Origin of the sequence: Dactylosporangium sp. CS-033363, assembly GCF_050942475.1 — a bacterium.
GTDB lineage: Bacteria > Actinomycetota > Actinomycetes > Mycobacteriales > Micromonosporaceae > Dactylosporangium.
The window spans coordinates 5,906,080-5,930,706 of the sequence record NZ_CP192032.1 but is presented as its reverse complement, the minus strand read 5'-3'; the positions used below and the strand labels follow the sequence as shown (position 1 = coordinate 5,930,706).

The following is a 24,627-nucleotide window of genomic DNA, read 5'->3' as shown; positions in this document are numbered from 1 at the left end:
GCTTTCAGCAGAAGCGGGGCAGGTGCTTGGCGATCTGCGCCTGCCATGACGGCCAGTCGTGCGGCCACTGCGGGCCCCACACGTCGAGCTCGCACGGGATCGCCTTGTCGTGCAGCATCGCGGCCATCCGGCGGGTCTGCTCCAGCGACCCGGTGGTGTCCTCCCACTGGCCCTGGCCGCACACCAGGACCAGCGACAGCCGGGAGCGCAGCCAGTCGAGGTGGGCGCCGTGCAGGCCGGGGACGTAGTCGGCCGGGTTGTTGAAGTACGTCGCGTCGCCGCGCTCGCCCCACGCCGCCCACGAGCCGGCGTCGTAGTTGCCGGACAGGCAGATCGCCTGCGGGAACAGGTGGGCGTGGCGCAGGGCGAGGTTCAGGGCGTGGTACGCGCCGAGCGACGAGCCGGTCGCGATGATGTCCGGGCCGGTGTCGTCGTGCACGAACGGGACGACCTCGCCGACGATCCAGGCCTCGAACCGCTCGTGGTGCCGCGCCCGCTCCTCGAGGGGGAGGTGGCGGGCGGACCACGAGCCGGCGTCGCGGGAGTCGACGCAGTACACCTTGATCCGCCCGGCCTCGATCAGCGGGGTGAGGGCGTGCACCATGCCGCGCTCGGCGTACTCGTGGGCGTCGCCGCCCTCGGACGGGAACACGAGCACGGGGCGGCCCCAGTGCCCGTACTGCACGATCCGCCCCGCGGACAGCTGTACTTCACGCATCCGGTGACCATACGGCGATGACGGTCTTGCCGCGGGCGTGTTCGGTTTCGAGCCGGTGCAGGGCGTCGGCGGTGGCGCTGAGGGGGAAGACGCGCTCGATGTGCGGGGTGAGCCGGCCGTCGGCGACCATCGCGGCCAGGGTGACCAGGTCGGCGGGGTCGGGCCTGGCCACCAGGAGCTTGAGCCGGCCACCGTGGGTGGCGGAGCTCGCGGCCAGGGGGAGCAGGCGGGGGAGCGGGCCGAGGATGCGGCCGCCGGCGCCGTACGAGGCGATGTACACGCCGTTGGCGCGCAGGAGGCGGCGCATCGCCCCGGTCGGGTGACCGCCGGCGAGGTCGATGATGGCGTCGTAGCGCTCCGGGCCGCGGGTGACGTTCTCGCGGGTGTAGTCGATGACGGTCGTCGCGCCGTGCGCGAGTGCGCGTTCGGCGTTGCGCGCACTGCACACCGCGGTCACGCGCGCACCGAACAGCCGCCCGAGTTGCACGGCGAACGTGCCGACGCCGCCGGATGCGCCGTTGACCAGCAGCGACAGGCCGGGGCGGCGCTCCAGGCCGGCCAGGCGGACGGCCTGCAGGGCGGTCGTCGCGGCCACCGGGAGCGTCGCCGCCTGCTCGAACGTGACGCCGTCCGGCTTGGCGGCGAGGCGGTTCGCCGGCACCGTCGCGTACTCGGCGAACCCGCCCTTGCTCGTCTCGCACAGTACCGCGGCGCCCGGTGTCCAGGCGTGCACGTTCGCGCCGACGGCCTCGACCGTGCCGGCGACGGCCCGGCCCGGGATCGGCCGGCGGGGGCGGCGGACGCCGAAGGCCAGCCGGGCGATGGCGGGCAGGCCGTGCACGTCGACGCGGTCGGCGTGGTTGAGGGCGGCGGCCGCCACCTTGACGAGCACCTCGCCGGCGCTGGGCTCCGGGCGGTCGACGTCGGCGTAGTGCAGGGCGCTCGCGTCACCGTACCGATGCTGGGTCATGGCTTTCATGAGCGTCTCCTCGCGAGGTTGAGGTGCTCGAGGACCGCGCTGAGCACGGACAGGGTGCCGGCGATCACGAGGCCCAGGTTGATCCATCGGGTCACGCCGGCGCCCCACCCGGCCGCGGCGGCGAAGTCGGGGTTGACGAGGCGGTCGCGGGCCGCCAGCCAGACCAGCACCAGGGCGCCCGCGACGCCGACCAGGGAGCCGGCCAGCGCTCGCGGCACGCTCCAGCGGATGTGGTACTTCGCGAAGGACGCCGCGAGGTTCGCGCCCGCCAGCGCGATGAACAGGTAGACCACGCCGGTCTTCCACAGCCACGGCGCGAACAGGCCGATCGGCGCACCGTCCGCAGTGGACTGCGGGCTGACGTACGGGGAGAGCAGGATGAACGCCGAGATCACGACGAGCAGGAGGGTTTCGGCCGTCAGCTCGAAGTACCGTAGCCGCTTTGGAGGCTCTTCGGGCAGTGCCGCCGGCGTCCAGGCGCGGCCGCGCGATCCGGCCCGCTCCAGCAGGACGAACAGCAACGTCGTCCAGAACGCCACGTGTACCGCCGTGGTGACCACCGCCCCGCCCGTCGCGAGCGCGATCTCCCACGCCGTCGACTCGCCCGACAGCGTGCGCAGCAGGCCGACGAAACCCGCCACGGCGGGCACGACGACGGCCAGCAGCGTGGTGAGCAGCCGGGTGTACTCCAGGTAGAGCTGCGGCCCGATCAGGTGCAACGGCCGGTCGGCGTACCCGGCGGCGAGCCGGGCAGGATCGCCGAGCTCGGTGAGCACGGCCCGCTCGGCCTCGGCGAACTCGGTGCCGCGCTCGACGCGAGCGTCGACGGCGTCGGCGATCGAGGTGCGCAGCTCCTGCTCGAGGTCGGGGCGCTGGTGCTCGGGCAGCCGTCGCAGCGCCGCGTCGATGTAGCGGTCGGTGAGCGTGAGCGGGGCGGTCATCGCTCGTCCAGCGCGTGGAAGGCGCGGTCGAGGGCGCTCCAGTCGTCACGCAGCGCCTCGGCGAGCGCGGCGCCCTGCGCGCTGGTGCGGTAGAACTTGCGGGGCCGGGACTCCTCGGTGTTCCAGTCGCTGGTGAGCAGCCCCTGCTTCTCGAGCCGGCGCAGCAGCGGGTACAGCGTGTTCGCATCGACGGCGAAGCCACCGCGTTCGAGCTGGTCGAGCAGCGCGTACCCGTAGTTCGGCCGCCCGAGCACGACCAGACACGCCAGGACCACCGTCCCGCGCCGCAACTCCTGCAGATGCGCGGCCAGCAACTCATCGTCGGGCATGCGTGAAACATTACTGTGCGACGCACACTATTGCAACTGGCACAACACTGCGTCTGCGATACTGAATGCGTGGACACCCGTACCGCCGCCCGTCGCTGGGCCGACACCTGGGTCTCGGCCTGGCGCTCCCATGACGCCGAGGCGGTCGCCGCCCTGTACGCGCCGGACTGCGTGCACCGCTCGCTGCCGTTCCGCGCGCCCCACCACGGCCGGGCGGGCGTGCTGGCCTACGTGCGCGACGCGTTCGCCGACGAGTCCGCGGTGGCCGGCGTCTGGTTCAACACTCCGGTCGTGGACGGTGAGCGCGCCTGGGTCGAGTACTGGGCGACCGTCCGGGACCGCGACGGGGCCGAGGTGAGCATCGCCGGGTGCGCGTTCGCCCGCTTCGACGACGCCGGGCTCATCACCGAGAGCCGCGACTACTGGCAGGCCACCGACGGCCACGTCCCGCCACCCGAGGCGTGGCACCGGGCCTGATCGGCCGGCTGCCGCAGGGCGCTCAGCCGGCCGGGCTGATCGGCCGGCTTGCCGCGGGGTGCTCAGGCGGCCCGGCTCCAGCGGTGGAAGGCACTGCGGCCGGGCCGGAAGCCGTGGGCCTCGGCCATTTGCGCGGCGTCGGCGAACCCGTGCGCCACGGCCGAGGGCAGGTGGGCGTCGCTGCCGAACGTGATCGCATCGCCCCCCTCGTCGTGCCACCAGCGCAGCAACGTCGTGTGCAACGGCACCCGGGTGTTGACCTCCAGCGCCCGGCCGGACTGCGCGGTCGCCCGCAGCGCGTGGCGGAACTCGTCCTCGAACGTGGCCGGGTCGAAGGCTCCCGCGCGCTCGGCCTTCCATGTCGCCCACCGCGGTGTCCCAGGACCACTCGCTGTGCACGTGGCTGTCGCCCGGCAACGATCCGGCCGAGCCCTGCTCCGAGCTTCAGACAAACGGTTGTCAGTGGGCCATGCTCGCGACGGTCTCGTCGGTGGACAGTACCGCGTGGGCCAGGAACCGGTAGTTGACGATCGCGGCCTGGTAGCCGTCGCCCCAGTCCGGGTGGCGGGGTCCCGCGGTGGCGTCGCTGACCACGGCGACCTCGAAGCCCTGTTCGAGGAACTCGCGCAGATGCGCCTCGACGCACATGTTCGCGAGCATGCCGCCGAGGATGATGTTCTGGATGCCGCGCTTGCGCAGTTGCAGGACGAGGTCGTTGTTCTGCGGCCCGAACACCTTGTGCGGGCTGACGACGACCGTCTTGCCGTCCTGGATGTAGGGCTTGAAGCGATCCAGCCAGTCCGCTCCGGAGTTCACGAAACCGGCCAGTTCGAGTGACCCGGACCGGTCGAAGGTGTGCGTGTCGAGCTCGGCGGTCTCGAGCGGGCCGTCGAACTGCCACGCGTGGTCGGTGGGGTAGAAGTAGTGGGGTGAGATGAACACCGGATAGCCGTACTGCTTCGCGGTCTGGAAGATGCGCTCCATGTTCGCGACGGTCCCGTTCTCCGTCACGCTGGCGCCGACCTCCGGCCAGCTGGTGCCGTGCTCGCTCAGCACGTCGTTCTGCGGATCGGTGTACACGACCGCCGTGTCGGCCTGCCGGATCTCCATCGCGGCGCCCTACCCGATGCAAGGCCCCGCAATCGCGCCCGGCGGTTCGGCGTGGCGCCGGTCACCACCAAATACATGACATGTCACGTATGCTGCGATGGCCCCGGGAGCGCTGCCCCGGCCCGATGCGTGAGGAGCCTGCGATGCCCAAGGCCGTGGTGCTGGACGGATTCGGCCCGCCCGACGTGCTCACCTGGACCGACGTGCCGCTGCCGGAGCCCGGCCCGGGGCAGGTCCGCATCCGGGTGCACGCGGCCGGCGTCAGCCCGACCGACCTGGCGATCCGGTCGGGGCACCTGAAGGCGTTCGCGCTGCCGCCGCGGGCGGTGCTCGGGTTCGAGGCCGCCGGTACCGTCGACGCACTGGGACCCGGCGTCACCGGCGCGAGCGTCGGCGACGAGGTGGCCGCGCTGCTGCTCGAACTCGGCGGCTACGCGGAATATGCGCTCGCCGCCACCTGGACGCCAAAACCACCCAATGTCCCCTGGGCCGATGCGGCGGCCCTGCCGAGCTCGGCAGAAGCAGCAGCGGGTGTACTGCGAGAGCTGGCGGTACACGAAGGCCAGTCCCTTGTGCTCTTCGGCGGGGCCGGCGCGGTCGGCATCATCGCCACCCAACTTGCCGCGGCCCGCGGCGTGCGGGTGCTCAGCGTCGTGCGCTCACCCGCCGACGCGGACCTGGCCCGTGCACTCGACGCGACGCCCGTCGTCGCCGGGCCGGACCTGATCGCCCGAATCCGCGCGGAAGGGCCGGTCGACGCCGTCTTCGATGCGGCCGGCACGGGTGTACTGGCCGACGCGATCGCCCTCGCCGGTTCGCCCGGCCGCGTGCTCACCCTGTCCGACCCGCACGCCCGCGACTTCGGGGTGCGGCTGTCGTCCCCGACCCCGCAGCGTGCGCCCGGCGCCCTGGCCGAGGCGATGAGCCTGCTGGCCGAGGGCCGCCTGCGCATGCGGGAGCGCATCACGATGCCGCTGCCCGAGGCGGCGCAGGCCCACCGCCGCCTGGAGTCGGGTGCCGTCCGCGCGCGCATCGTGCTCGTGGCGTAGGCGGGCCGGGCCGTGGTTCGCGGCCGGCTTCACGAATTGGCGCGGGGTCGCCGGCTGCGCACCACGAGGGCCAGCACGCCGACGACGACCAGCAGCGCGGCGGACATGAGCGCGATCGCGGCCACCGTGCTGCCGCTGCCCGTGCCGGTGTCCGCGGCAACCGGTGTGGGGCTGCCGGTCACGGGCGTCATGGTGCCCGGCTCGGCGGCTGGGCTCGGGACGGTACTCGGGGCGGAGCTCGGCACGGCCGCCGGGTGCAGCGTCAGCAGGGGAGCGGGATGCTGCGGCTCCGGGTTGCCGGGCTCGGGCAGGTCGATCCAGCGGGCGACGCTGCCGTCGCTGTACGTCTCCAGGGTCTTGAAGGCGAGGGTGCGCGTCTCGAGCGGCAGTCGCGCGACGCGGATGGTGTGCACCGCGTCGGCGCGCGGGCGCAGGGCCGGGCCGGAGATCGTGTAGCCGTCCGTTCCGGCGCTGAACGTCCAGCCCGCCGGTGCGGCGACGAGCTGGACGTCGCCGATCGCGATCCCGGGCGGCAGGGCCACCCGCTCGGCGCTGATGCCGGCCTTCGACGACTCGCCTTCGCCGGTGAACGTGATCGCGACGTTGCGCGCGCCGGCCTGCGGGTTGTCCGCGCTGACCGTCACATGGGCGGCGGCGGGTACGGCCGGCAGCAGCACGGCCGTGAGGCCGGCCGTGATCGCGGCGCCGTACGCGGCCAGGCGTCGCAGGCCGTTGTTCACCATGACGGCGCTCCTCGTGCTGGGGGATCGAGCCGACCGGTACCGTACAACTACCCCAGTTAGGAGGTCGAGCTGGAGACGGCCATCTGTCAGCGGCTGGCACGATTTCGGGAGTCATGTCTACGAAGCGAGATAGTAGTGTCAGGCTCATCGGAGCCATTCCCCTGGTATGAGAGGACCAACCTGATGAGCGAGTACGGCGACTTCGGCGGCGGGCACGAGGCGGGCGGCATGGAATACGGACAGTTCGAGATGGGCCAGGAGTCCGGTGCGCTGGACCAGCTGCACCAGGCCTCGGGCAGCGAGCAGGACTTCGCGTCCCAGTTCGGCGTCTACGGCGAGGACCACAGCGCGTCGGAGTCCACCGACTTCCAGACCGGCCAGCACGTCGAGTTCGAGGGGGCCGACGGCAGCCGGTACGAGTCGACGGACTTCACGAACTACTCCAACGACTCGGAGTCGTCGGACTCGGTCTTCGCCGCGCAGGGCAGTGAGTCGGCCCACAGCGCGGAGTTCTCACAGCTCGACGCCCTGCAGGCGCGCTTCGACAGCGCGTTCGCCGAGGGCACGCAGCTCAGCACCGGGCCCGGCGACTCGGGCCTGTCCATCGCCTCCAGTTGAGGCGCGTGACTCCTAAGCACATTAGTAGTAGCATCGCCCCGCGGGCCGCGCCGGCCAAATCCAATCCCCTTGGGTGTCGTTCCGGCGCGGCCCGCTCGCGTTCACGGCCCGCTCGCGTTCACGGCCCGCTCGCGTTCACGGCCCGCTCGCGTTCACGGCCCGCTCGCGTTCACGGCCCGCTCGCGTTCACGGCCCGCTCGCGTTCACGGCCCGCTCGCGTTCACGGCCCGCTCGCGTTCGCGGCGCGCGTTTGCGTTCGCGGCGCGTTTGCGTTCGCGGCCCGTTCGCGGCCGCGGGCGCTTGTGCGGGCTGAGGCTCGCGCTCGGGCTGATCGGGGACTTCACTGCCAGGATTCGCGCGGTGTCTCCTGGCGGCCGTCGAGCTGCCGGGGCGCGCGCAGGCCCGCACGAGCCGGGCGCTACAGGAACAGCACCGCCGGCGCCCAGGCGACGTACCGGTCGAACGTGGCGATCGCGGCCGGAGCGAGCAGGATGGCGGCGATCGCGGTCACGATCGCGGCGCGGGACGACCACGGCAGCGGGCGCGGCGGGGCCAGCAGCCGGTGCAGCCGTTCCAGGCCGTCGCCGCCGCAGGCGGCGAGGACCCCGGGCGGCGTGCCCGACGGCGTGCCCGGCGGCGTGCCCGGCGGCCCGGACGCCGGCTGGGCCATGCTGACCAGCGCCCGGGCCAGGTCGATGCGCGCCGCCCGCCGGGTCGCGGCGTCGTCGGCGCACAGCTCGACCAGCCGGTCCACCTGCCGGCGGCCGACCCGGAAGCAGCTCACCCGCGGAAAGGCGGCGGTGAGCAGGCGCATCCAGTGCGTGATCTCGTAGTGGTGGCCGTCGTGGTGCGCGTGCTCGTGTGCTAGGACGGCGGCCAGCTCCGGTGGCTTCAGGCGCTCGACGGCGGCCGTGGTGAGCACGATCTCGGCCGGGCGCCCGGGCAGGCTCGGCCCGGGCAGCAGGTACGCCGCGGGCTCGCCGTGGCGCACGACGCTGGCCCCCGGCAGGGGCGAGGGCAGCCCGCCGATGCGCACCGCGAGCCGCAGCTCGGCGCGGCGGGCCCGGGCGGCGACCACGAGCCGCCGCGCGTGGACGGCGAGTCGCTCGCCGAGGGCGAGCAGCAACGCCAGGCCCATCGCGGCGGCCGCCTGTGCCGGGCGGTCGTGGCGGCCCAGCAGGGCGTCGAGGCAGATGTGCCAGGCGCCCTTGACCAGGTCGTGGGCGCGGTCCCAGTACAGCAGCAGCGTCAGACCGGTCAGCACGGCCGAGAGCAGCACCGCACCGGACAGTCCGAGCCAGGCGCCGACGGCGAGCCGGGGCGCGCGCACGACCCAGCGCGCGGACGCCAGCCGCGGCGCCGCCGACAGGGCCAGCACGACGGTGAAGGCGGCCAGCAGGAACGGGCTCACCGGCCGGCGATCCGGCGCTCGTAGGTGCGCAGCGCGGCCCGCAGCGCCACGGCCTCGTCGAGACTCATCTGCCCGACGAAGTGGGTCAGCGCCTCGATCCGGTCGCCGCTGTCGACCAGCGCGTTGTGCATCGCCCGGGCCACGCACTGCTCGCGGGTCAGGGCCGGCGTGTAGCGGTACGCGCGGCCGTCGAGCTCGCGGTGCAGCCAGCCCTTGCGGTACAGGTTGTCGATGACCGTCAGGACTGTCGTGTAGGCGAGCTCGCGGTGCCACTGCAGCCCGTCCAGCGTCTCGCGGACCGTGGTGGGCTCGCCGCGCTCCCACAGCAGCTCCATGAGCGCCGCTTCCAAGTCGCCGAACCCCTGCACCTCGCGTCCCTCCCACCGACGAAGCGCCATCGTAACCCGGGGTATTGGTACATGGGTGGCTGAATTCAGCATTGGCTGTACTATCGCAGGGGTGGAGACGCTGACGCACGGGCAGGTGCTCGCCCGGTTCGGCCACGCCCTGTCCGACCCGGTCCGCGCCCGGCTGCTGCTCGCCCTGCGCGAGGCCCACGGCTACCCGGCCGAGCTCGCCGCAACCCTCGGCACCAGCCGGCAGAACCTGTCCAACCACCTCGCCTGCCTGCGCGGCTGCGGCCTGGTGGTCGCCGTCCCCGAGGGCCGCCGCACGCGGTACGAGCTGGCCGACCCCCGCCTCGCGCACGCGCTGGGGGACCTGCTCGGGCTGGTGCTGGCCGTCGACCCGGCCGCGTGCCCGGCCGCCGAGCGGGAGGGGTGCTGCTGATGGCCGTACCGCTGCCGCTCACCCCGCGGCCCTCGCCCGGCCCCACCGCGGCGCGCCGGTCCGTCCTCACCCGCCGGGTGCGGCTGTTCGTCGCGGCGACCATCACGTACAACGTCGTCGAGGCGGTCGTCGCCATCACCGCCGGCACCCGGGCGTCCTCGACGGCGCTCATCGGCTTCGGCCTCGACTCGGTGATCGAGGTGTCCTCGGCCGCCGCGGTCGCATGGCAGTTCTCCGGGTCCGACCCCCAGCGCCGCGAACGCGTGGCGCTGCGCATCATCGCGGTGTCGTTCTACGCGCTGGCCGCCTACGTCACCGCCGAATCGGCCCGGGCACTGCTGCTCGGCGACCGGGCCGGCCACTCGGCGGCCGGGCTGGTCCTGGCCGCGGTCTCGCTCGCCGTCATGCCCCTGCTGTCGGCCGCGCAACGCCGCGCCGGGCGGGAACTCGGATCGGCCTCGGCGGTCGCGGACTCGAAGCAGACGCTGCTGTGCACGTACCTGTCCGCGGTCCTGCTGGCCGGGCTCGCCGTCAACATGCTGTTCGGGTGGTGGTGGGCCGACCCGGCGGCGGCGCTGGCCATCGCCGCGGTCGCCGTCAAGGAGGGCCGCGAGGCCTGGCGCGGCGACGCGTGCTGCCAACCGGCCCGGGCCCTGCATTCCGAGCCCGACTGCTGCTCGCCGGCGACGTGACGACATACCCGGCGGTGCTGACCGGCCCTGGGGCGGGGCCGCGGCTCGACTGGGAGAACTGGGCGACCCTGTTCGTCCTGCAGGCGTCACAGGGCCTCATCGGCCCCGAGGTGCTCGGCGTCAGCGTGCAGGCCACGCCGGACGAGATCGTCGTGCACGTCTGCCTGCGCGAGGACAACGAGGCGGTCGCCGAGGACCTCGACGACCTGGTGTTCGAGCTCGACGCCCCACTGGCCGGCATCGTGGCGCCGGCCGTGCGGCTCAGCGTCGTGAAGTACCGGGGCGACACCGACTCCCGGTGGCCCGGTTACGCCCACCGCCGGATCCATCTCGCCAGTCACCGTATGCGAGCCGCCTGATCGTCAGGCCTGCGAGCGCCGGCGGCGGGCGCGTTGGCGGCAGGTCGGGCCGCAGTACTTGGGCGGGCGGCCGGTCGGGCGGATGCGCAGGCGGGTCCCGCACTGGAGGCAGAAGCCCGTTTCGTGACGAGCCCCCGTCTCGTTGTCACGGATCTCGGCGGGTTTCGCGAGCAGCGCGGTGAGAGGCTGGCGCACCAGACGGGTACCGCGGGTGCGGTTGCGATGGGCCGAGCGCAGCGCGGCGCCGGCGACCAGCAGGCGGTGCAGGGCCCCGGTGAACTGTGCCGTCGCGGCGGACAGGGTGGCTCGCGGCCAGGACCGCCGGGGACGAGCCGACGCCGGTCGAGGCGGTGGCGGCGATCAGCGCGGCGACCGGGGTGGCGGTGCGGTACGAGCAGATCGGCGACGAGGAGGCGGCCGCGCTCGGGCCGATGTTCATCGAGACGGTCCGGCGGTGGCGCCGCGGCGGGCGGTGGCATGCGGACATCGAGGCGCTGCGGGTCATCCACCCGGGGCTGCGGACGTTCGGCGACTGGCTCGACGAGTCCGGGGCCGCCGCGCTGCGGGCGGTTGTGCGGTAGCTCGATCCGGAGGAGTCCATCCGCTTCGATGGGCGTGGTTACAGTCCGCGCCATGCAGATGGTTGAGCATCCATGGGGGATCGCGGTCTTCGGGGCTGCGAGTGTGAAGGCCATGCCGGACCTGGTCCGGGTGCGGTTCAAGATCTCGCGGACGGAGCGGACGCCCGCCGAGGCTTTCGAGGCATCTCGTACCGCGGTCCGTGCGGTCCGGGCCGTCCTGCGCGAGCACGGCGTGTCCGACGGGGATGTCCAGTCGTCGCGGCTGGACCTCAAGACGGCGACGGAGTATGTCGACGGGACGACCCGGGTGATCGGGTACCTGTGTCACGCCGGGTTCGCGGTCGAGTCGCGGGCGCTGGACGACGTGGAGCCGATGCTGGTCGACGTGGTCGCGGCCGGGGCGAATGAGATCGAGGGCGTCGATTTCGACGTGTCGGCCAAGCGGGAGCTGCGGGCCGGCGCGCGGCAGAAGGCGATGGCGGCGGCCCGGGCCAAGGCCGAGCTGTACGCGGACTCGGCGGGCGTGCGCCTCGGGGCGGTCCTGCACGTCGAGGATGTCGATGCCGATTCACCCCATGCGCAGCGGTACCGTACGCACGCCAGCGCGACCGCCGACGCGCTCGAGGCCAACCTCGCGCCCGGGCACGTCATCGTGTCGGCGGCGGCGATCGTCGGGTATGCCATCGCGCGCGACTGAGAGAGGGTGGACGGCCGTGGTCGGCGTCGACGACATCCGGGCGATCACGGTCGACCTGCCGCGCGCCTATGAGGTGGTCGTGCGGGACCGGATCAAGTGGCGGGTCGGGGCGATCGTGTTCGCGGCGCTGTCGCGGGACGAGACGAGCCTGGGTTTCGGGTACCCGAAGGAAGCCCGGGCCGCGCTGGTCGAAGGCGAGCCGGACAAGTTCTTCCTGCCTTCGGCGAGCGACATGCGGTACAACTGGGTCTGTGCCTGGTTGTCGGCTCTTGATCTGCAGGAGCTGGACGAGCTCATCGTGAACGCCTGGATCATGACGGTGCCGAAGAAGGTGTGGACGCAGTACCTCGAGCTGCACCCGAGGTAGGCCGGGCGCGGTCAGGGCAGGTGCAGCAGGGGCGCCGCGCCGCCGGGGCTCCAGCCGGGGCCGAGCACGGCCAGGGCATCGGCGGTGGCGGCGGCCCGGAGGCTGGCGGACCGGGCCCCGGGCACGATGCGGGCGCCGTCCGGGCCCGTCTCGACCGGGACGACGCGGGCCGCGCGGGGCAGGGTCGCCGCCTCGCCGGTGACGGGCGCGACGGGCAGGGGTTGCCGCCGGCGGCCGGCGAGGGTGGCGAGCAGCGGTTCGAGGAGGGTGAGGGCGGCGACGAGGCCGGCGTACGGGTTGCCGGGCAGGCCGACGATCCAGGTCCCGCCGGGGGTGCGGGCGAGGGTCTGCGGGTGTCCGGGCCGGCAGGCGACGCCGTCGACGTGCCAGGTCGCGGACCGCTGGTGCAGCACGGTGCGGAGGTGGTCGGCGGCACCGGCGGAGGACGAGCCGGTGACGACCAGGACCGCGGCGGGCGAGGCGTCGATCGCCTCCCGCAACAGGTCCGGGTCGTCGCCGATGCGCCGGGACGCCTGGACCTCGCCGCCGGCCCGGGCGGTCACGGCGGTGACGAGCGGCGTGAACACGTCGCGGACCTGGCCGGGGCCGGGCCGTCCGCGCAGGACGACCTCGTCGCCGGTGATGAGCAGGCCGACGCCGGGCCGGGGACGGACCAGGACCTCCTCGACGCCGACCTGCGCGGCCGCGGCCACGGCGGCGGCGGTGACGGGCCGCCCGGCGGGCACCAGCAGGTCGCCGGGCGCCGCGTCCTCGCCGGCCCGCCGGATGTGGGTCCGGGCCGTGCGGGCGCCGGACACGGTGCCGCCGTCGCGATGGCAGTCCTCGTACGGCACGACAGCGCCGGTCCCGGCCGGAACCCGGGCCCCGGTGGCGATCTCGACCGCGTCGCCGGGACGCAGCGGCCGGGGGTGGGCCGGGCGGCCGGCGAGGACCCGGCCGACGACCTGCCACGGGCCCGGTCCGGCGACGGCGTACCCGTCCATGGCCGCGGTGTCGAACCCCGGCGCGGTGACGGCGGCGCGGATCGGCCCGGCGAGGATCTGCCCGGCCGCCTCCGCGACCGGCACCCGGATCGCGGGCAGCGGCCCGGCGGCGGCCCGGGCCGTGGCGTGGGCCTGGGCCCAGGGCATGGCGGTGTCCGTCAGCGGCGCGAGGGTCGGCATGCGCACACCGAACCGCGAGCGGGTGTCACGGGCGTGGCGTGGCGGGTTCGGGCGTGCAACCAAGACCTCCCGATCCCGATGCCACCGCTGTGAGGCCGCGGCCCGAGGTCGATCGCTATGATTGTGATCATGACGGGCGAGACGCTGACGGGTGACACCGCGCTGGTGCTGCCCGAGTTCGACGAGCCGCCGGGCGACCCGGTCGCCCTGCTGCGCGAATGGCTGGACGCCGCCGTCGCGCGCGGGGTCCGCGAGCCGGCCTCGATCCTGCTGGCCACCGCCGACGCCGCCGGTACGCCGTCCAGCCGGGTCGTGCTGCTCAAGGGCATCGACGCCGGCGGGCTGATCTTCACCAGCCACACCGGCAGCCGCAAGGGCACCGATCTCGCCGCGCGGCCCTACGCCTCGGCCACGTTCTACTGGCGCGAGACGGTGCAGCAGATCCATGTCACCGGGCCGGTGCAGCAGCTGCCGCCGGCGGAGTCCGACGCGCTGTTCGCCGAGCGGCCCGCCGCCGCGCAGGCCACGACCGCCGCGTCCCGGCAGAGCGCGCCGCTGGACGACGAGACGGCGCTGCGGCGGCGCGCCGCCGACCTGCTGGCCACGGGCCAAACAATCGCCCGCCCGGAGGGCTGGGCCGGCTACCGGCTGACGCCGGCCGGCATCGAGTTCTGGCACGGCAGCGTCGACCGGCTGCACCGGCGGCTGCGGTACGACCGGGGCGCCGCGGGCTGGACGCCGCAACGCCTGCAGCCCTGAGCCCGCCGCTGATCAACGCGACCTTGCGGCCGGGCGGCGTGAGGACATCCTCCGGCTCCGGCAGCGCGCCGCCGACTCGCGCGACCGGCGGGCCGAGGGCCGGGAGGCGGCCGCCGATCAGCGGCTCGAGATGGCCGACGAGCGGGACCGCGTCGCGGGCGAGCGTGAACACCTCGCCGACCTGCGTGAGCAGGCCGCCGACGAACGCGAGCGCGTCGCCGACCAGCGCGAGATCGATCGGGAACTGCTGGGCTGAGGCCGCCCCGGTCAGCTCGTCCCGTCGGCCCAGAACTGCGCGATGACGTCGGCGGTGGCCGGGTCGAACAGCGGCGCGACGTGACCGGCGCCGGGCACGACCCGGTGCTGCCCGTTCGGGATGAGTGCCGCCCACGCCGCCGTGTCGGCCGGGGAGCAGCTCGCGTCGTCGGCCCCGGTGACCATCAGCGTGGGCGCCTTGACCTGCGGCAGCAGGCCGGTGGCGTCGGTACGGTCGAGGCTGATGCTGCGGATCGCGGCCCGCATGCCCGGCCGGTCGGACCGCACGAACCCGGCGACGACGATCCGGGCCGCCTCTGGGTCGGACTTGCGGTACCCGCCGCCGAGCAGGGCATCGGCCACGACGGTCGCGACCGGGCGCGGGCCGAGGAGGCGGTGCACGGCGTACCCGAGCCGGATCGAGCGCCGCTCGCCCTCCGGCAGCGCGCTGACCGGCGTGCCGATGGTGAGCACGGTGCGTACACGATCGGGTTGTGCGGCGGCGAAGGCGAGGCCGGTGTGGCCGCCCCAGGCGTTGCCCAGCCAGTCGACCGGGCCGGTGATCCCGAGCCGGTCGAGCACGTCCCCCGCCGCGGCCTGGCAGTCGTCCATGGTGAACGACTCCGGCGGGCGCCCGCTGCGGCCGTGGCCGGGCCCGTCGACGAGGATCAGCCGCCGGACGGCGGCCAGCGCGGGCCGCAGCCGCGTCCACGTGGTCGAGTCCACGAACAGGCTCGGCCACAGCACGGCCGGCGGCCCGTCGCCGTCGACCTCGACGTGCAGCGGACCGAGCCGGGTGGCGACGGTGCTCATGGCTCCTCCAAATGTACTTCGGAAACCGAAGCTTCGGTACCCGAAGTATCATTCGATCCCGTGACGTCGTCAAGGGACCTGCCCACCGACCGGCTCGCCGTCGGGCAACTGCTCGGCCGGCTGCAGCAGCAGTTCCGCGCCGAACTGTTCGAACCGGCGGCCGGCAGCGGCTACGCCGACCTGCGCCCGCCCCACCTGCAGATCTTCGGCAACCTGCGCGGCGAGGCGGTACGCCTGACCGAGCTCGCCACCCGCGCCCAGCTGAGCCTGGCGGCGACGTCGGAGCTCGTGAACGACCTGCAGGCGCTGGGCTACCTCGAACGCCGGCCGGACCCGGACGACGGCCGGGCGAAGCTGATCAGCCCCACGCCCCTCGGTGCGCGGGCCCTGGCCGACGCCGGCGACCGGGTGGCCGAGATCGAGCAGCACTGGGCCGGGCTCGTCGGCGCCGACCGCTTCGCCGAGGCCATGCGCACCCTGCAGGATCTGCTCGACATCCTCGAGGACGGCGGTCCAACGCATCTTTAACAGGCGCTTCCTACCGTGGTGCGAACATCACGAGGGGAGCAAGCGCATGATCCGACTCCTGAGGGCCGTGCTCGCCGCGGCGACGATCGCCGCCGGGCTGCTGGCGATCGACGCGGCGCCGGCCGCCGCGGCCACCGACGTGTGGTCGATCTACGCCTACCACCGCAACTGGATCATTCCCAAGGGCGGCGCCACGGCCCAGAGCACGCAGGTCGTGCTCAGCAACCCGATCAACACCGACGTCATGAACTACTGGTTCGAACCCGGGCCGCAGGACTCCAACGGCACGTACTACTACCACATCCGCAACGTCGCCAGCTCCAAGTGCCTCAACGTGCAGGGCGGCTCGACGGCCAACAGCGCCCACGTCATCCTGTTCACGTGCGCGGCCGCCAGCGCCGGCGGCAACGACTGGTGGCTGCCGATCTACGCCAAGCGCGAGGGCATCGACGACTACTACCTGCTCAAGAACATGAAGAGCGGCAAGTGCCTGAACATCCAGGGCGGCAGCTCGACCCCCGGCGCCCTGGTCATCCAGTTCACCTGCGACTTCAACGCCCAGAACGAGTGGTTCACCTGGGTGCGCCGCGCGTAGCGGGCCGAGCGTGCGTACTGGCCGGGCCGGTCAGCGCAGCCCGGCCAGCACGTGCTCGAGCGCCCGGGTGACCGGGTTGTCCGGGCCCAGCAGGCGGGTGGCGTCGGCCAGGGCGATCTCGTACAGGGCGATCGCCCGCTCCGTCAGGCCAGCCGCCGCCAGGGCGCCGGCGAGGTTGCCGCGCGACTGCACGATGTCGGGGTGGTCCCGGCCCAGGACCCGGAGCCGGTCGGCCAGCACCGCCTCGTGCAGGGCGATGGCGCGCTCGTGCCTCCCCGCCGCCTGGAGGGCGTACGCGAGGTTGTTGCGGGAGCCGAGCGTGTCGGGATGGTCGCTGCCGAGCACCCGCACCATGTCGGTCAGCGTCTGGTCGTACAGCGCGATCGCCCGATCCAGGCGCCCCGCCGACACGTAGGCGTTGGCGAGGTTGTTGCGCGAGATCAGGGTGCTGCGATGGTCGCCGCCCAGGATGCGCGCCCGGTCGGCCAGGGTCTGTTCGTACTGGGCGATCGCCTCGTCCGTGCGGCCCGCCGCCGCGTAGGCGATGGCGAGGTTGTTGCGTGAGCTCAGGGTGCGGGGATGGTCGGCGCCGAGGACGCGCACCCGGTCGGCGAGGGTCCGTTCGTACAGGACCATCGCCTCGTCCGTGCGGCCGGCCGCCGCGTAGGCGCCGGCCAGGTTGTTGCGGGAGCCCAGGGTGAGGGGATCGTCCTCGCCGAGGACCCGCTCCCGGGCGGCCAGGGCCCGTTCGAAGAGCTCGACCGCCCGGTCCAGGCGCCCGGCCGACTGGCAGGCGCGGGCGAGCGTGGTCTGCGAGCGCAGGGTGTCGGGGTGCTCGGCGCCCAGCACGCGCACCCGGTCGGCCAGCGTCCGCTCCGACAGTTCGATCGCCCGGTCGAGCGCCCCGGCCGCCTCGTAGGCGTCGGCGAGGTTGTTGCGCGCGGTGAGGCTGTCCGGGTGGTCGGGCCCGAGCAGCTCGCCGGCGCGGGAGGCCAGCCGCTCCCAGTACTCGAGGGCCGAGGCGGTGAGCCCGGCCGCGTCCAGGCTCTCACCGGCCCGGAACAACAGCGGCCACAGCTGCTCCTCGCCGACCCGGCGGAGCGCGGCCGTGTTGTCGCGCAGGGTCTGGCTCAGGACGGGGTCCCGCTCGATCTCGGGCCAGATCGCCAGCAGGCCCGCGGCGTCTGCCCGGATCGCGGCGGCCATCGTGCCGGCGTCCGTCACCTCGCGGACGCTGCGCTGCACCAGGCCGTGCACCGTCACCCGGTCCGCGCCGACGCCGGCCAGGCTGAGCCGCGTCAGGACCGCGAGGGCGTCGCGCGCGTCGTCCCCGTCCACGTCCGGCGGCGCGGCTGCGGCCGGGCCGCGGTGGCGGGTGAGATAGTCCAGGACCGCCGTCGTGGACAGCAGCGCGACGGGAACGCCGTTGGGGTCCAGGACGCTGAGGGCGGCCAGGAGCGGGCGGGCCACCCCGGCCGGGCGCAGGGTGTCGGCCACGTCGACGGACAACGACAGCGATACCGCCACCGGGAGCCGGTGGTCGTCGGGCAGGCTGCCCGGTGCCAGGTCGGCCATCGTCCGGCGACGATCCAAGAACCGGCTGCGGTACCCCGCGCAGGTGATGCCGAGATCGAGGATGTACGCGGCGGCCTGGGCCAGTGCCACCGGCAGATGGCCGAGATCGGCGGCGACGCCCGCGAGGTCGGCGTCGGTGAACCGGTCCGGGTGGGCGGCGAGCTTCTCGGCCAGGAACCGGTGCGCCTCGGCGGCGGTGAACACGTCGACGGGCACGACGTCACCGTGCGTGCTCAGCGCGGCGTCGGCGCGCCGGGTCGTGACGATCACCCGGCCGCGGGCGGTCCGGGGCGGCCAGAGGCCCTCCAGGTGCGCCGGGTCGCCCACGTCGTCGAGCACGATCAGCCAGCGCTCGGCGGTACCGGCGAGATGTTCCAGGAACCGGGTGGCGGCCACGTCCACGTCGTCGCCGGCGTCCAGCAGCCGTTGCCCGGCCGCCGCGTAGGCGGTCATGATGTTGCTCCGGCTCGTCGCGATGATCCATAGCAGGATCGCCACCTCCGCGTTGTTGCGGGCCTGCCGGGCCACGGCCGCGGCCAGCTGCGTCTTGCCGACGCCGGCCAGCCCGGTGAGGATCCGGGCCGACCCGCCCATGAGGATCACGGAACCGCTGCCGCCCAGTTCCGCCTCGATGCGCGCCGCGACCGGGCGCAGCTGGAAACAGTGGGCGGCATCCGGGACCACACCGGCGGCGTACCGCAGCGGCACCCGGTCCGTCAGCGCGCCGCGCAGCCGGGCGACCAGCGCGTCGGACGGCATCCGGTCGCCGCGCACGTCCTCGACCTGCAGCGAACCGGCCACGGCGTCGATGGTCTCCTGGGCCAGGCGCAGGCCGAAGACGGGCTTGCCGACGGTTCGGGCGTGGGCGACCTCCATCGCCACCCAGCGCGACGCCGCCGCCGCGGCGGACATGACGACGACCACGCCGGCGCACACCTCGATGCACTGGCGCAGGGCCGTCTGCCACCGCTGCCCGGTCGGGATCTCGCGGTCGTGCCAGGCCGGCACGCCGCGCTCGCCCAGGAACGCGATCAGCCCCTGGACGTAGGCGTCATCGTCGCGTGAGTAGCTGACGAAGAGGAAGTCGCCGCCGGTCGGCACGCCGTCGTCGCCGGCCCGCCACCGCGGCACTAGGCACGACCCGGCCAGGGAACCACGGGGTCGGTGTCGTGTTTGCCCCACAGCGGATTCCAGTTGGACCAGTTGCTCCACTTGCTCCAGTCGTCGTCGTCATCGTCGTCGCCGAGGACCGGGTGGGTCGCGTCGAGCAGGTGGGCCAGCAGCTCCGACCGGGAGGCGGCGAGCGTGTCCAGAATGGTCATCGGTTCCTCAGACGTGCGTCGTGAGATCGTTGAGCGCGTCGATCAGCGCCTTGTACGTGTTGCTGCAGTACGCCGTTTCGGTGGTGGCGAACGTGCCGGTCTCGAAGTAGCGGTTGGCGGCCTGGGCGCCGCCGCAGTAGCTGTACAGCTCGCATTCCGCGGCGCACCGCTCGAGCGCCTGGCCGAACTCGGCGACGTAGCGCACCTCGTGGGCCCGGCCGATGAGCTCCGGCAGGGTCTGCGACGTGACGTTGCCGACCACGAAGGTGCCGTACGACGCGGTGGGAACGCCGGCCAGCTCGGGGGAGAGCAGGACCACGTCACCGTTCCAGGCGACCGTCGGGATCGGGTCGTAGCGCGGCTGCGGCGGCCGGTTGCCGGCCCGCCGCCGGCGAAGGTGCGCCAGCAGCCGGTCGATCTCGCGCACCGGCAGCGCCGACCCGGCCGCCCGGCGCAGCAGCACGTGCCGCCAGAACCGCGCGGCGGCCGGGCGGCCGATGCCCGGGTCGCGGGTGTTGGCCCCCTCCTGCTCCTCCAGGTTGAACCCGACGTGGCGGGCCCCGAGCCGCTCGAAGAACTCCATGATCTCGTCGGCCCGCCCGACGGTGTCGGCGGTGACCACCGCGATGGCCGTGAACGGCAGGCCGTTGCGCTGGAGCGTGGCGATGCCCCGCATCGCCCGGTCGAAGGTCGGATTTCCCGCGCCGTCGCGGCGCTGCGCGTTCGCCCACGCCGGCCCGTCGATGCTCACGCCGACAGATACGTCGTACGCCGTGAACAGCGCGCACCATGCGTCGGTGATCAGCCCGGCGTTGGTCTGCACCGCATGCCGGACCCGGCCGGCGGCCTGCAGCCCGGCGAACGGCCGCAGCAGCGGCTCGAACCGGTCCCGGCGCAGCGACAGCGGTTCGCCGCCGTGCCACACGACGGTGACCGGCCGGTCGCCGTCCTGCGCGGCGATGCTGGCGGCGACCGCCTCGGCCACCGGGACCGGCATCTCGAGCCGCTGGTCCTTCGTCGGCAGATAGCAGTACTCACATGCCCAGGCACAGCGCGATGTGGGTTGGACGACGACCGTCTGGAACGTTCCGCTGAGATGCCGGTGGAACTCCATGCACGAAGGCTCCCGGCTGCGAGCGGCACGGGTCAATCGCCGGATGTCCAGAGCCTCGTACCGTTCGGCGGATGCCAGTCCGGGATGCCGGACCTCAGACGAACCGCCAGAGGTGGTCGCTGGTGCCGTTGTCGTCCCAGATCAGGACCTGCGCGCCCTGGGCGGTCGAGGCGCCGTTGACCCCGAGGACCCGCCCGCCCGCCGACTGGAGGCGGAAGTACCCGTTGGCGCCGTACCGCAGCCGCCAGCGGCGGTCCGCGGCGGAGGTGTCGGGCAGCTGCACCGCGCGGACGCCGTTGCCGGTGCCGCCGTTCTCGACGCCGAGCACCTTGCCGCTGTTGGCGTTGCGGAGCCGGAGGTACCCGCCGGAGTCCACGACCGCCGTCCACAAGTGGTCGCTCGTACCGTTGTCCGCCCACTGCAGCACCAGCGCGCCGTCGGCGGTGGACATGTTCGTGACGCCGAGGACGAGGCCGCTGCCGAGGTTCTGGATGCGCCGCGCCCCGCCGGGCAGGAAGCGCCACGCGTTGTCGGCGCTGCCGTCGTCCGGGGCCTGCACCGCCGGCGCGCCACTGGCGGTGGAGTTGCCGGTGATGCCGAGGACCTTGCCGCTGTTGGCGTTGCGCAGTTTGTGGGTACCGTCGCCGTTGTCCACAATGGACCAGCGGTGGTCGGCGGTGCCGTTGTCGGTCCACTGCAGCACGGCCGCGTTGTCGGCGGTGGACATGCCGTTCACGCCCAGCACCTTGCCGCTGTTGGCGTTGCGCAGCCGCACGGCGCTGCCGTCGGTGACGAGTTCCCAGTCGTGGTCGGCGGTGCCGCTGTCGGCCCACTGCAGCGCGAGCCCGCCGTCGGCGGTGGACATGTTCTGGATGCCCAGCACCAGGCCGCTCGCGGCGTTGGCGAGGCGGAAGGTCGCGGTGCCCGTACCGCCGCCCTGGCCGTTGGCGCTCCAGTAGACGGTGTAGTTGAAGCCCTGCGCGTCGTGGAACGGGCCGAGGCCGACCGTGGTGTTGTTGGCGGTGGCGGTGAACGCCAGCGCCGTGGTGCTGGTGCGGGTCACCGAGGCGGTGGTCAGCGCCGGCAGCGCGGACAGGGCCGTGCTGCCGTAGTTGCCGGCCAGCACGACCGGGCCGTCGGTGAGCGCGACGACGTTGGCGTTGTCGTTCGCGGCCCGCGCGACCACGGCCATCGGCAGCCGGACCGTGACGGTGTCGCCGGACGTCCAGGTGCGGGTCAGTGACGCGTACGTGCCGGGCGTGGCCGCGATCGACTGGACGGTGCCGTTGACGGCGACGGTGGCGCCGGTGGCCCAGGCCGGGATGCGGATGCGCATGGTCCAGGAGCCGCCGCCGGAGACGGTCAGCGTCGTGGTGTCGCTCGCCGGGTAGGCCGTGGTCTGGGTGACGGTGATGCCGCGGGCGGTCCAGGTGAGCGTCGACGGGACGAAGAGGTTCACCGTGAGCGTGGTGCCGTTGGAGAAGTAGATGGAGTCCATCAGCTTCGTGTTGACTTCCACGCCGGTGCCCTGGCAGCACCAGAACGAGTCGTAGTCGGTACTCCACGTGCCCCCGCCCCACGCCGGCCCGACCCCGCGGCGGCCGCCGGGCTTCAGCGGCGTGAAGTAGGTGACGTGGCCGTGGCTGTCGGCCGCGTTCTGGGCGCCGATGACGTGGTTGAGCAGGGTGCGCTCGAAGAAGTCGAAGTACGCCGTGTTGTCCGGGTACAGCAGCCACAGCTCGCGGGAAAGTTTCAGCATGTTGTAGCTGTTGCAGTGCTCGCAGGTGTCGTTGGTCAGGTACCCCGCGATGGCGTTGGGCGCGCGGAAGTGCTCGGCCTGGCTGTTGCCGCCGATGACGTACGAGTGCGCGTTCACGGTCATGGCCCAGGCGTTCACGGCGATGTCGCGGTAGCGGGTCGTGCCCGTCGCCTTGTACTCCCGTGCGGCGCCGATCCACTTCGGCACCTGCGTGTTGGCGTGCAGCCCGTTGAGCTGATCGGAGTTCGACGCGAGCGGGTTGAAGACCGCGGCGTGGTCGAAGCGCTGCGCGGCGGCGAGCCAGCGGGCGTCGCCGGTCTGCTGGTACACGTCGGTGAGGACGGCGTTCATGCCGCCGAACTCGGTGCCGAGCACGGACTGCATCTGGCTGCCGCTGAGCCGCCCGGTGCGCCAGTCCACCCAGCCGCACAGGGCCAGCAGCACGTCGCGGGCCTGGGTGCTGCCGATGAGCCGCCACACGTCGAGCAGGCCGGCGAGGGTCTTGTGGATGCAGTACCAGGGGACGTTGCCGTTGGACAGCGTGCCGGACTCCAGGGCGGTGAAGTCCGACTCGGGGAAGCCCGACAGGTAGCCGGTGCTGAATCCGGCGGCGGCGTTGTTGGCCTGGCAGGCGGCCATCCCGGCGACCATCGCATTGGCCTTGTCGCGGCAGGTGGTGTCGCCGAGCACGGCATAGGCCTGCGCCCAGGCGGTGAGCAGGTGGCCCTGCATGTGCGTGCGGAACGGGAACGACGGCGCGTCCCACCCGCCGGTCGCCGCGGCCCCGCCCGTCGACACGCGATGATTCGAGCGGAAGTTGTACAGCATGCGGTTCACGTCCAGGAACCGCAGGTACGACAGCGTCCGGTTCTGGTTGTCCAGCCATCGTCCGGCGCCGAGCTGGACCTGCCCGAGGTCGAACGCGTAGGCGCCCACGCCGATGTCGGACCGGGCGGGCGCGACGACGGCCTCGGCCGCACCGTCGGCGAACAGCGGCGCGGCGGCGGTCGCGACGGCGGCGGCGCCGGTCGTCTGCAGCAGGCCGCGGCGGGAGAGTCTGGGTGAGGACATGAGGGTGCGTTCCTTTCACCGGGCGCGGCGGCACCGAGCGGAGGCAAGCCGGCGGAGCTTGCCCGGTGCCGCGCGAAAGTGAGCGCTAACATAGCAGCACATGTTGCTGAAAGTCGATGGATTCGAAACTGCTTGACCAGGCAGGCCGTTCGCTGTCGATGTGGTGTGAGCGATCACAGCGGCGGGCTCGGAAAAGTGTTATGGCCGCGCGGGAGAGAAGGTCGCGATTGCGGTCGTCGATGAACGATCGCGGGTGTGCTGTGATGGAGACCCGACTTCCCCGATCGTGGCGGCGCCCGCCTGCCCGCCGCGCCGTCGTGGCGGTCGCTCGACGGGCCGGTGATGCGACAGTGGGAACCACGAAGAGCAGCGTGACGCCGCTGGTCGCCGCGGCGCGGGCCGGGGACGAGCGGGCCCGCGACGACCTCGTCGCGGCGTACCTCCCGCTGGTGTACGCGATCGTGCGCCGGGCCCTCGCCGGGCATCCGGCCGCGGTCGACGACGTCGTGCAGGACACGATGCTGCGCGCGCTGCGGCAGCTGCCGTCGCTGCGGGAGCCGGAGAGCTTCCGGGCCTGGCTGGCCGCGATCGCCGTGCGGCAGGCCGGCACCTTCCTGCAGCGGGAGCGCGTCACCGCCGCGCGCCGGGCGCCGCTGGACGTGCTCAGCGGCGCGCCGGACGCCGAGGACTTCGAGGACCTCACCACGCTGCGGGTGGAGCTGTCCGCGCAGCGGCGGCAGGTCGGCCGCGCGGTCGGCTGGCTCGACCCCGAGGACCGGGTGCTGTGGTCGCTGTGGTGGCTGGAGATCGGCGAGGAGCTGACCCGCGCCGAGCTCGCCGCCGCGCTGGGCGTCAGCGTCCTGCACGCCGGGGTGCGAGTCCAGCGGATGCGCGACCGGTTCGAGCAGGCCCGGGTCCTCGTCGTGGCCCTGGAGGCCCGGCCCCGCTGTCCCTGGCTGGACACGGTGGTCGCCGGCTGGGACGGCATTCCCGGCCCGCTGTGGCGCAAGCGGATCACCCGGCACACCCGGTCCTGCGTCGCCTGTGCGCGGGCGGCCGAGGGCATGGTCGGCACCGAGCGGCTGCTGACCGGATTCGCGGTTCTGCCGGTACCGGCAACGCTCGCCGCCGGCCTCGCCATGCACGACGCCGGGCCGGTCGCCGGCGCCGTGGCGAGCCACCCGGCGGCCCCGGCGGCGGCGAAGGCGGGCTGGCTGGCCGGGGTGCCGGTGGCGAAGCTCGTGGCGGGCACCCTCGTCGCCGGGGCGGCGGTCGCGGCCGTCGCGGTGGCCTGGCCGGATCGCGACCAGCCGGCGCTGCCCGTGGCGCTGCCGTCAGTGGCGGCGCCGTCCACGCCGCCGCCCGGCCTGCACCCGGGACCGGTGTCGCTGGAGCTCGACGTCGCCGCAGGCCGCTTCCTGGGTACTGACGGGCAGCTCGGCATCCTCGTCGCCCCCGACACGGCGGCGGCGCGCCGGCGGGCCACGTTCGAGGCGGTGCCGGGCCTGGCCGACGCGAACTGCTACTCGTTGCGGGCCGCCGACGGGCAGTACCTGCGGCACGCCTCCTGGCGGCTGCGGCTCAGCCACGACGAAGGCACGTGGCTGTTCCGCGGCGACGCGACCTTCTGCCCGCTGGGCACCGGCGGCGGCGACGTGATGCTGGAGGCGTCGAACTACCGCGGGTACTTCATCCACCGCGAGGGCGACCAGCTGTGGGTGCGCCAGGCCGACGGCACCGCGCAGTTCCGGGCCGGCAGCACGTTCACCGTCCGCCCGGCGCTGTCCTGACA

General features: G+C 73.6%; 29 protein-coding genes. 14 read left to right on the top strand and 15 right to left on the bottom strand.

The features are described 5' to 3' along the window. Positions 1–4: 4 nt before the first annotated feature. Genes ACQPZ4_RS27395 through ACQPZ4_RS27380 form a run of 4 tightly spaced genes read right to left on the bottom strand, consistent with a single transcriptional unit; the run spans position 5 to position 2,967 of the window. On the bottom strand, positions 5–718 hold the full coding sequence (locus ACQPZ4_RS27395; RefSeq protein WP_433041094.1) for an esterase family protein: 714 nt from the start codon (positions 716–718) through the stop codon (positions 5–7). Beyond that, positions 711–1,697: an NAD(P)-dependent alcohol dehydrogenase gene (locus ACQPZ4_RS27390; RefSeq protein WP_433041091.1), complete on the bottom strand. Its 987-nt coding sequence runs from the start codon at positions 1,695–1,697 to the stop codon at positions 711–713. The genes ACQPZ4_RS27395 and ACQPZ4_RS27390 overlap by 8 nt, the downstream gene beginning before the upstream one ends. Next, the gene (locus ACQPZ4_RS27385; protein ID WP_433041089.1) at positions 1,694–2,638 is read right to left on the bottom strand and encodes a permease prefix domain 1-containing protein; all 945 of its coding nucleotides are present in this window, start codon (positions 2,636–2,638) and stop codon (positions 1,694–1,696) included. Before ACQPZ4_RS27385 ends, ACQPZ4_RS27390 begins: the two co-directional genes overlap by 4 nt. After that, entirely contained in the window at positions 2,635–2,967 is a 333-nt protein-coding gene (locus ACQPZ4_RS27380; protein ID WP_433041086.1) for a PadR family transcriptional regulator, read from the bottom strand. The genes ACQPZ4_RS27385 and ACQPZ4_RS27380 overlap by 4 nt, the downstream gene beginning before the upstream one ends. 69 nt (positions 2,968–3,036) lie before the next feature. Here ACQPZ4_RS27380 and ACQPZ4_RS27375 point away from each other — a divergent pair, with 69 nt between their 5' ends. Next, positions 3,037–3,444 (top strand): nuclear transport factor 2 family protein, encoded by a 408-nt coding sequence (locus ACQPZ4_RS27375; protein WP_433041084.1) that lies wholly within the window; start codon positions 3,037–3,039, stop codon positions 3,442–3,444. Between the two features lie 62 nt (positions 3,445–3,506). Here the strand turns inward: ACQPZ4_RS27375 and ACQPZ4_RS27370 are convergent, their stop codons facing one another. Both ACQPZ4_RS27370 and ACQPZ4_RS27365 read right to left on the bottom strand, forming a co-directional pair. Then, positions 3,507–3,692, bottom strand: coding sequence for a hypothetical protein (locus ACQPZ4_RS27370; RefSeq protein ID WP_433041082.1), 186 nt, complete (start codon positions 3,690–3,692; stop codon positions 3,507–3,509). A 211-nt stretch (positions 3,693–3,903) separates the two neighbouring features. Then, entirely contained in the window at positions 3,904–4,554 is a 651-nt protein-coding gene (locus tag ACQPZ4_RS27365) for a cysteine hydrolase (RefSeq protein ID WP_433041079.1), read from the bottom strand. A gap of 143 nt (positions 4,555–4,697) precedes the next feature. On the opposite strand from ACQPZ4_RS27365, the gene ACQPZ4_RS27360 reads away from it, so the two are divergent. Then, positions 4,698–5,603, top strand: a complete 906-nt coding sequence (locus ACQPZ4_RS27360) for an NADP-dependent oxidoreductase (RefSeq protein WP_433041076.1) — start codon at positions 4,698–4,700, stop codon at positions 5,601–5,603. Between the two features lie 29 nt (positions 5,604–5,632). Here ACQPZ4_RS27360 and ACQPZ4_RS27355 read toward each other — a convergent pair whose 3' ends face one another. Further along, entirely contained in the window at positions 5,633–6,346 is a 714-nt protein-coding gene (locus ACQPZ4_RS27355) for a DUF1775 domain-containing protein (protein ID WP_433041073.1), read from the bottom strand. A gap of 183 nt (positions 6,347–6,529) precedes the next feature. Here ACQPZ4_RS27355 and ACQPZ4_RS27350 point away from each other — a divergent pair, with 183 nt between their 5' ends. After that, positions 6,530–6,964 (top strand): hypothetical protein, encoded by a 435-nt coding sequence (locus tag ACQPZ4_RS27350; protein ID WP_433041070.1) that lies wholly within the window; start codon positions 6,530–6,532, stop codon positions 6,962–6,964. A gap of 418 nt (positions 6,965–7,382) precedes the next feature. On the opposite strand, the gene ACQPZ4_RS27345 is transcribed toward ACQPZ4_RS27350, so the two are convergent. Together ACQPZ4_RS27345 and ACQPZ4_RS27340 are read right to left on the bottom strand one after the other, a co-directional pair. After that, positions 7,383–8,375, bottom strand: a complete 993-nt coding sequence (locus ACQPZ4_RS27345) for a M48 family metalloprotease (RefSeq protein ID WP_433041066.1) — start codon at positions 8,373–8,375, stop codon at positions 7,383–7,385. Next, a complete protein-coding gene (locus tag ACQPZ4_RS27340; RefSeq protein ID WP_433041063.1) occupies positions 8,372–8,773 on the bottom strand; it encodes a BlaI/MecI/CopY family transcriptional regulator in 402 nt (133 codons plus the stop codon). Before ACQPZ4_RS27340 ends, ACQPZ4_RS27345 begins: the two co-directional genes overlap by 4 nt. 61 nt (positions 8,774–8,834) lie before the next feature. Here ACQPZ4_RS27340 and ACQPZ4_RS27335 point away from each other — a divergent pair, with 61 nt between their 5' ends. The 6 genes from ACQPZ4_RS27335 (at position 8,835) to ACQPZ4_RS27310 (ending at position 11,860) form a co-directional block, all read left to right on the top strand. Continuing rightward, complete coding sequence (locus ACQPZ4_RS27335) at positions 8,835–9,164, top strand: ArsR/SmtB family transcription factor (protein ID WP_433041060.1); 330 nt, start codon at positions 8,835–8,837, stop codon at positions 9,162–9,164. Beyond that, positions 9,164–9,856 (top strand): cation transporter, encoded by a 693-nt coding sequence (locus ACQPZ4_RS27330; protein WP_433041057.1) that lies wholly within the window; start codon positions 9,164–9,166, stop codon positions 9,854–9,856. The genes ACQPZ4_RS27335 and ACQPZ4_RS27330 overlap by 1 nt, the downstream gene beginning before the upstream one ends. Next, the gene (locus ACQPZ4_RS27325; protein ID WP_433041054.1) at positions 9,853–10,215 is read left to right on the top strand and encodes a hypothetical protein; all 363 of its coding nucleotides are present in this window, start codon (positions 9,853–9,855) and stop codon (positions 10,213–10,215) included. The genes ACQPZ4_RS27330 and ACQPZ4_RS27325 overlap by 4 nt, the downstream gene beginning before the upstream one ends. A gap of 281 nt (positions 10,216–10,496) precedes the next feature. Further along, positions 10,497–10,796, top strand: coding sequence for a hypothetical protein (locus ACQPZ4_RS27320; protein ID WP_433041052.1), 300 nt, complete (start codon positions 10,497–10,499; stop codon positions 10,794–10,796). Between the two features lie 52 nt (positions 10,797–10,848). Beyond that, positions 10,849–11,493: an SIMPL domain-containing protein gene (locus ACQPZ4_RS27315; protein ID WP_433041049.1), complete on the top strand. Its 645-nt coding sequence runs from the start codon at positions 10,849–10,851 to the stop codon at positions 11,491–11,493. Positions 11,494–11,509: 16 nt separating this feature from the next. Then, on the top strand, positions 11,510–11,860 hold the full coding sequence (locus ACQPZ4_RS27310) for an MmcQ/YjbR family DNA-binding protein (RefSeq protein WP_433041046.1): 351 nt from the start codon (positions 11,510–11,512) through the stop codon (positions 11,858–11,860). Positions 11,861–11,871: 11 nt separating this feature from the next. On the opposite strand, the gene ACQPZ4_RS27305 is transcribed toward ACQPZ4_RS27310, so the two are convergent. Then, positions 11,872–13,044 carry a molybdopterin molybdotransferase MoeA gene (locus tag ACQPZ4_RS27305; RefSeq protein ID WP_433041043.1) on the bottom strand — a complete coding sequence of 391 codons (1,173 nt, stop codon included), beginning with the start codon at positions 13,042–13,044 and terminating at the stop codon, positions 11,872–11,874. Between the two features lie 129 nt (positions 13,045–13,173). Between ACQPZ4_RS27305 and phzG the strand changes: the two genes are divergently transcribed. Both phzG and ACQPZ4_RS27295 read left to right on the top strand, forming a co-directional pair. Beyond that, on the top strand, positions 13,174–13,803 hold the full coding sequence (gene phzG / locus ACQPZ4_RS27300) for a phenazine biosynthesis FMN-dependent oxidase PhzG (protein WP_433041040.1): 630 nt from the start codon (positions 13,174–13,176) through the stop codon (positions 13,801–13,803). A 130-nt stretch (positions 13,804–13,933) separates the two neighbouring features. Further along, positions 13,934–14,059 (top strand): hypothetical protein, encoded by a 126-nt coding sequence (locus ACQPZ4_RS27295; RefSeq protein WP_433041037.1) that lies wholly within the window; start codon positions 13,934–13,936, stop codon positions 14,057–14,059. An 11-nt stretch (positions 14,060–14,070) separates the two neighbouring features. Here ACQPZ4_RS27295 and ACQPZ4_RS27290 read toward each other — a convergent pair whose 3' ends face one another. Next, positions 14,071–14,871, bottom strand: a complete 801-nt coding sequence (locus ACQPZ4_RS27290; RefSeq protein ID WP_433041034.1) for an alpha/beta fold hydrolase — start codon at positions 14,869–14,871, stop codon at positions 14,071–14,073. A 60-nt stretch (positions 14,872–14,931) separates the two neighbouring features. On the opposite strand from ACQPZ4_RS27290, the gene ACQPZ4_RS27285 reads away from it, so the two are divergent. Both ACQPZ4_RS27285 and ACQPZ4_RS27280 read left to right on the top strand, forming a co-directional pair. Beyond that, positions 14,932–15,399 (top strand): MarR family winged helix-turn-helix transcriptional regulator, encoded by a 468-nt coding sequence (locus ACQPZ4_RS27285; protein WP_433041031.1) that lies wholly within the window; start codon positions 14,932–14,934, stop codon positions 15,397–15,399. Positions 15,400–15,445: 46 nt separating this feature from the next. Further along, positions 15,446–15,994, top strand: coding sequence for an RICIN domain-containing protein (locus ACQPZ4_RS27280; RefSeq protein WP_433041028.1), 549 nt, complete (start codon positions 15,446–15,448; stop codon positions 15,992–15,994). Between the two features lie 30 nt (positions 15,995–16,024). Here the strand turns inward: ACQPZ4_RS27280 and ACQPZ4_RS27275 are convergent, their stop codons facing one another. The 4 genes from ACQPZ4_RS27275 to ACQPZ4_RS27260 form a co-directional block, all read right to left on the bottom strand. After that, a complete protein-coding gene (locus tag ACQPZ4_RS27275) occupies positions 16,025–18,700 on the bottom strand; it encodes a tetratricopeptide repeat protein (protein WP_433041025.1) in 2,676 nt (891 codons plus the stop codon). Then, positions 18,700–18,891, bottom strand: coding sequence for a hypothetical protein (locus tag ACQPZ4_RS27270; protein WP_433041022.1), 192 nt, complete (start codon positions 18,889–18,891; stop codon positions 18,700–18,702). Before ACQPZ4_RS27270 ends, ACQPZ4_RS27275 begins: the two co-directional genes overlap by 1 nt. Positions 18,892–18,898: 7 nt before the next feature. Further along, positions 18,899–20,005, bottom strand: coding sequence for a cyclophane-forming radical SAM peptide maturase AmcB (gene amcB, locus ACQPZ4_RS27265; protein WP_433041019.1), 1,107 nt, complete (start codon positions 20,003–20,005; stop codon positions 18,899–18,901). A 94-nt stretch (positions 20,006–20,099) separates the two neighbouring features. Then, positions 20,100–22,835, bottom strand: coding sequence for a beta-L-arabinofuranosidase domain-containing protein (locus tag ACQPZ4_RS27260; RefSeq protein WP_433041016.1), 2,736 nt, complete (start codon positions 22,833–22,835; stop codon positions 20,100–20,102). A gap of 350 nt (positions 22,836–23,185) precedes the next feature. Here ACQPZ4_RS27260 and ACQPZ4_RS27255 point away from each other — a divergent pair, with 350 nt between their 5' ends. Next, a complete protein-coding gene (locus ACQPZ4_RS27255) occupies positions 23,186–24,625 on the top strand; it encodes a sigma-70 family RNA polymerase sigma factor (protein WP_433041013.1) in 1,440 nt (479 codons plus the stop codon). The last annotated feature ends 2 nt before the right edge of the window (positions 24,626–24,627 follow it).

What these genes read in the sequence shown, in the direction of transcription:
- phzG (WP_433041040.1), top strand. Translation starts at nt 13,174, where the DNA reads ATGACGGGCGAGACGCTGACGGGTGACACCGCGCTGGTGCTGCCCGAG.
- amcB (WP_433041019.1), bottom strand. Translation starts at nt 20,005, where the DNA reads ATGGAGTTCCACCGGCATCTCAGCGGAACGTTCCAGACGGTCGTCGTC.
- ACQPZ4_RS27355 (WP_433041073.1), bottom strand. Translation starts at nt 6,346, where the DNA reads ATGGTGAACAACGGCCTGCGACGCCTGGCCGCGTACGGCGCCGCGATC.
- ACQPZ4_RS27280 (WP_433041028.1), top strand. Translation starts at nt 15,446, where the DNA reads ATGATCCGACTCCTGAGGGCCGTGCTCGCCGCGGCGACGATCGCCGCC.
- ACQPZ4_RS27385 (WP_433041089.1), bottom strand. Translation starts at nt 2,638, where the DNA reads ATGACCGCCCCGCTCACGCTCACCGACCGCTACATCGACGCGGCGCTG.
- ACQPZ4_RS27290 (WP_433041034.1), bottom strand. Translation starts at nt 14,871, where the DNA reads ATGAGCACCGTCGCCACCCGGCTCGGTCCGCTGCACGTCGAGGTCGAC.
- ACQPZ4_RS27350 (WP_433041070.1), top strand. Translation starts at nt 6,530, where the DNA reads ATGAGCGAGTACGGCGACTTCGGCGGCGGGCACGAGGCGGGCGGCATG.
- ACQPZ4_RS27360 (WP_433041076.1), top strand. Translation starts at nt 4,698, where the DNA reads ATGCCCAAGGCCGTGGTGCTGGACGGATTCGGCCCGCCCGACGTGCTC.
- ACQPZ4_RS27395 (WP_433041094.1), bottom strand. Translation starts at nt 718, where the DNA reads ATGCGTGAAGTACAGCTGTCCGCGGGGCGGATCGTGCAGTACGGGCAC.
- ACQPZ4_RS27340 (WP_433041063.1), bottom strand. Translation starts at nt 8,773, where the DNA reads ATGGCGCTTCGTCGGTGGGAGGGACGCGAGGTGCAGGGGTTCGGCGAC.
- ACQPZ4_RS27305 (WP_433041043.1), bottom strand. Translation starts at nt 13,044, where the DNA reads ATGCCGACCCTCGCGCCGCTGACGGACACCGCCATGCCCTGGGCCCAG.
- ACQPZ4_RS27365 (WP_433041079.1), bottom strand. Translation starts at nt 4,554, where the DNA reads ATGGAGATCCGGCAGGCCGACACGGCGGTCGTGTACACCGATCCGCAG.
- ACQPZ4_RS27380 (WP_433041086.1), bottom strand. Translation starts at nt 2,967, where the DNA reads ATGCCCGACGATGAGTTGCTGGCCGCGCATCTGCAGGAGTTGCGGCGC.
- ACQPZ4_RS27390 (WP_433041091.1), bottom strand. Translation starts at nt 1,697, where the DNA reads ATGAAAGCCATGACCCAGCATCGGTACGGTGACGCGAGCGCCCTGCAC.
- ACQPZ4_RS27295 (WP_433041037.1), top strand. Translation starts at nt 13,934, where the DNA reads ATGGCCGACGAGCGGGACCGCGTCGCGGGCGAGCGTGAACACCTCGCC.
- ACQPZ4_RS27330 (WP_433041057.1), top strand. Translation starts at nt 9,164, where the DNA reads ATGGCCGTACCGCTGCCGCTCACCCCGCGGCCCTCGCCCGGCCCCACC.
- ACQPZ4_RS27315 (WP_433041049.1), top strand. Translation starts at nt 10,849, where the DNA reads ATGCAGATGGTTGAGCATCCATGGGGGATCGCGGTCTTCGGGGCTGCG.
- ACQPZ4_RS27260 (WP_433041016.1), bottom strand. Translation starts at nt 22,835, where the DNA reads ATGTCCTCACCCAGACTCTCCCGCCGCGGCCTGCTGCAGACGACCGGC.
- ACQPZ4_RS27270 (WP_433041022.1), bottom strand. Translation starts at nt 18,891, where the DNA reads ATGACCATTCTGGACACGCTCGCCGCCTCCCGGTCGGAGCTGCTGGCC.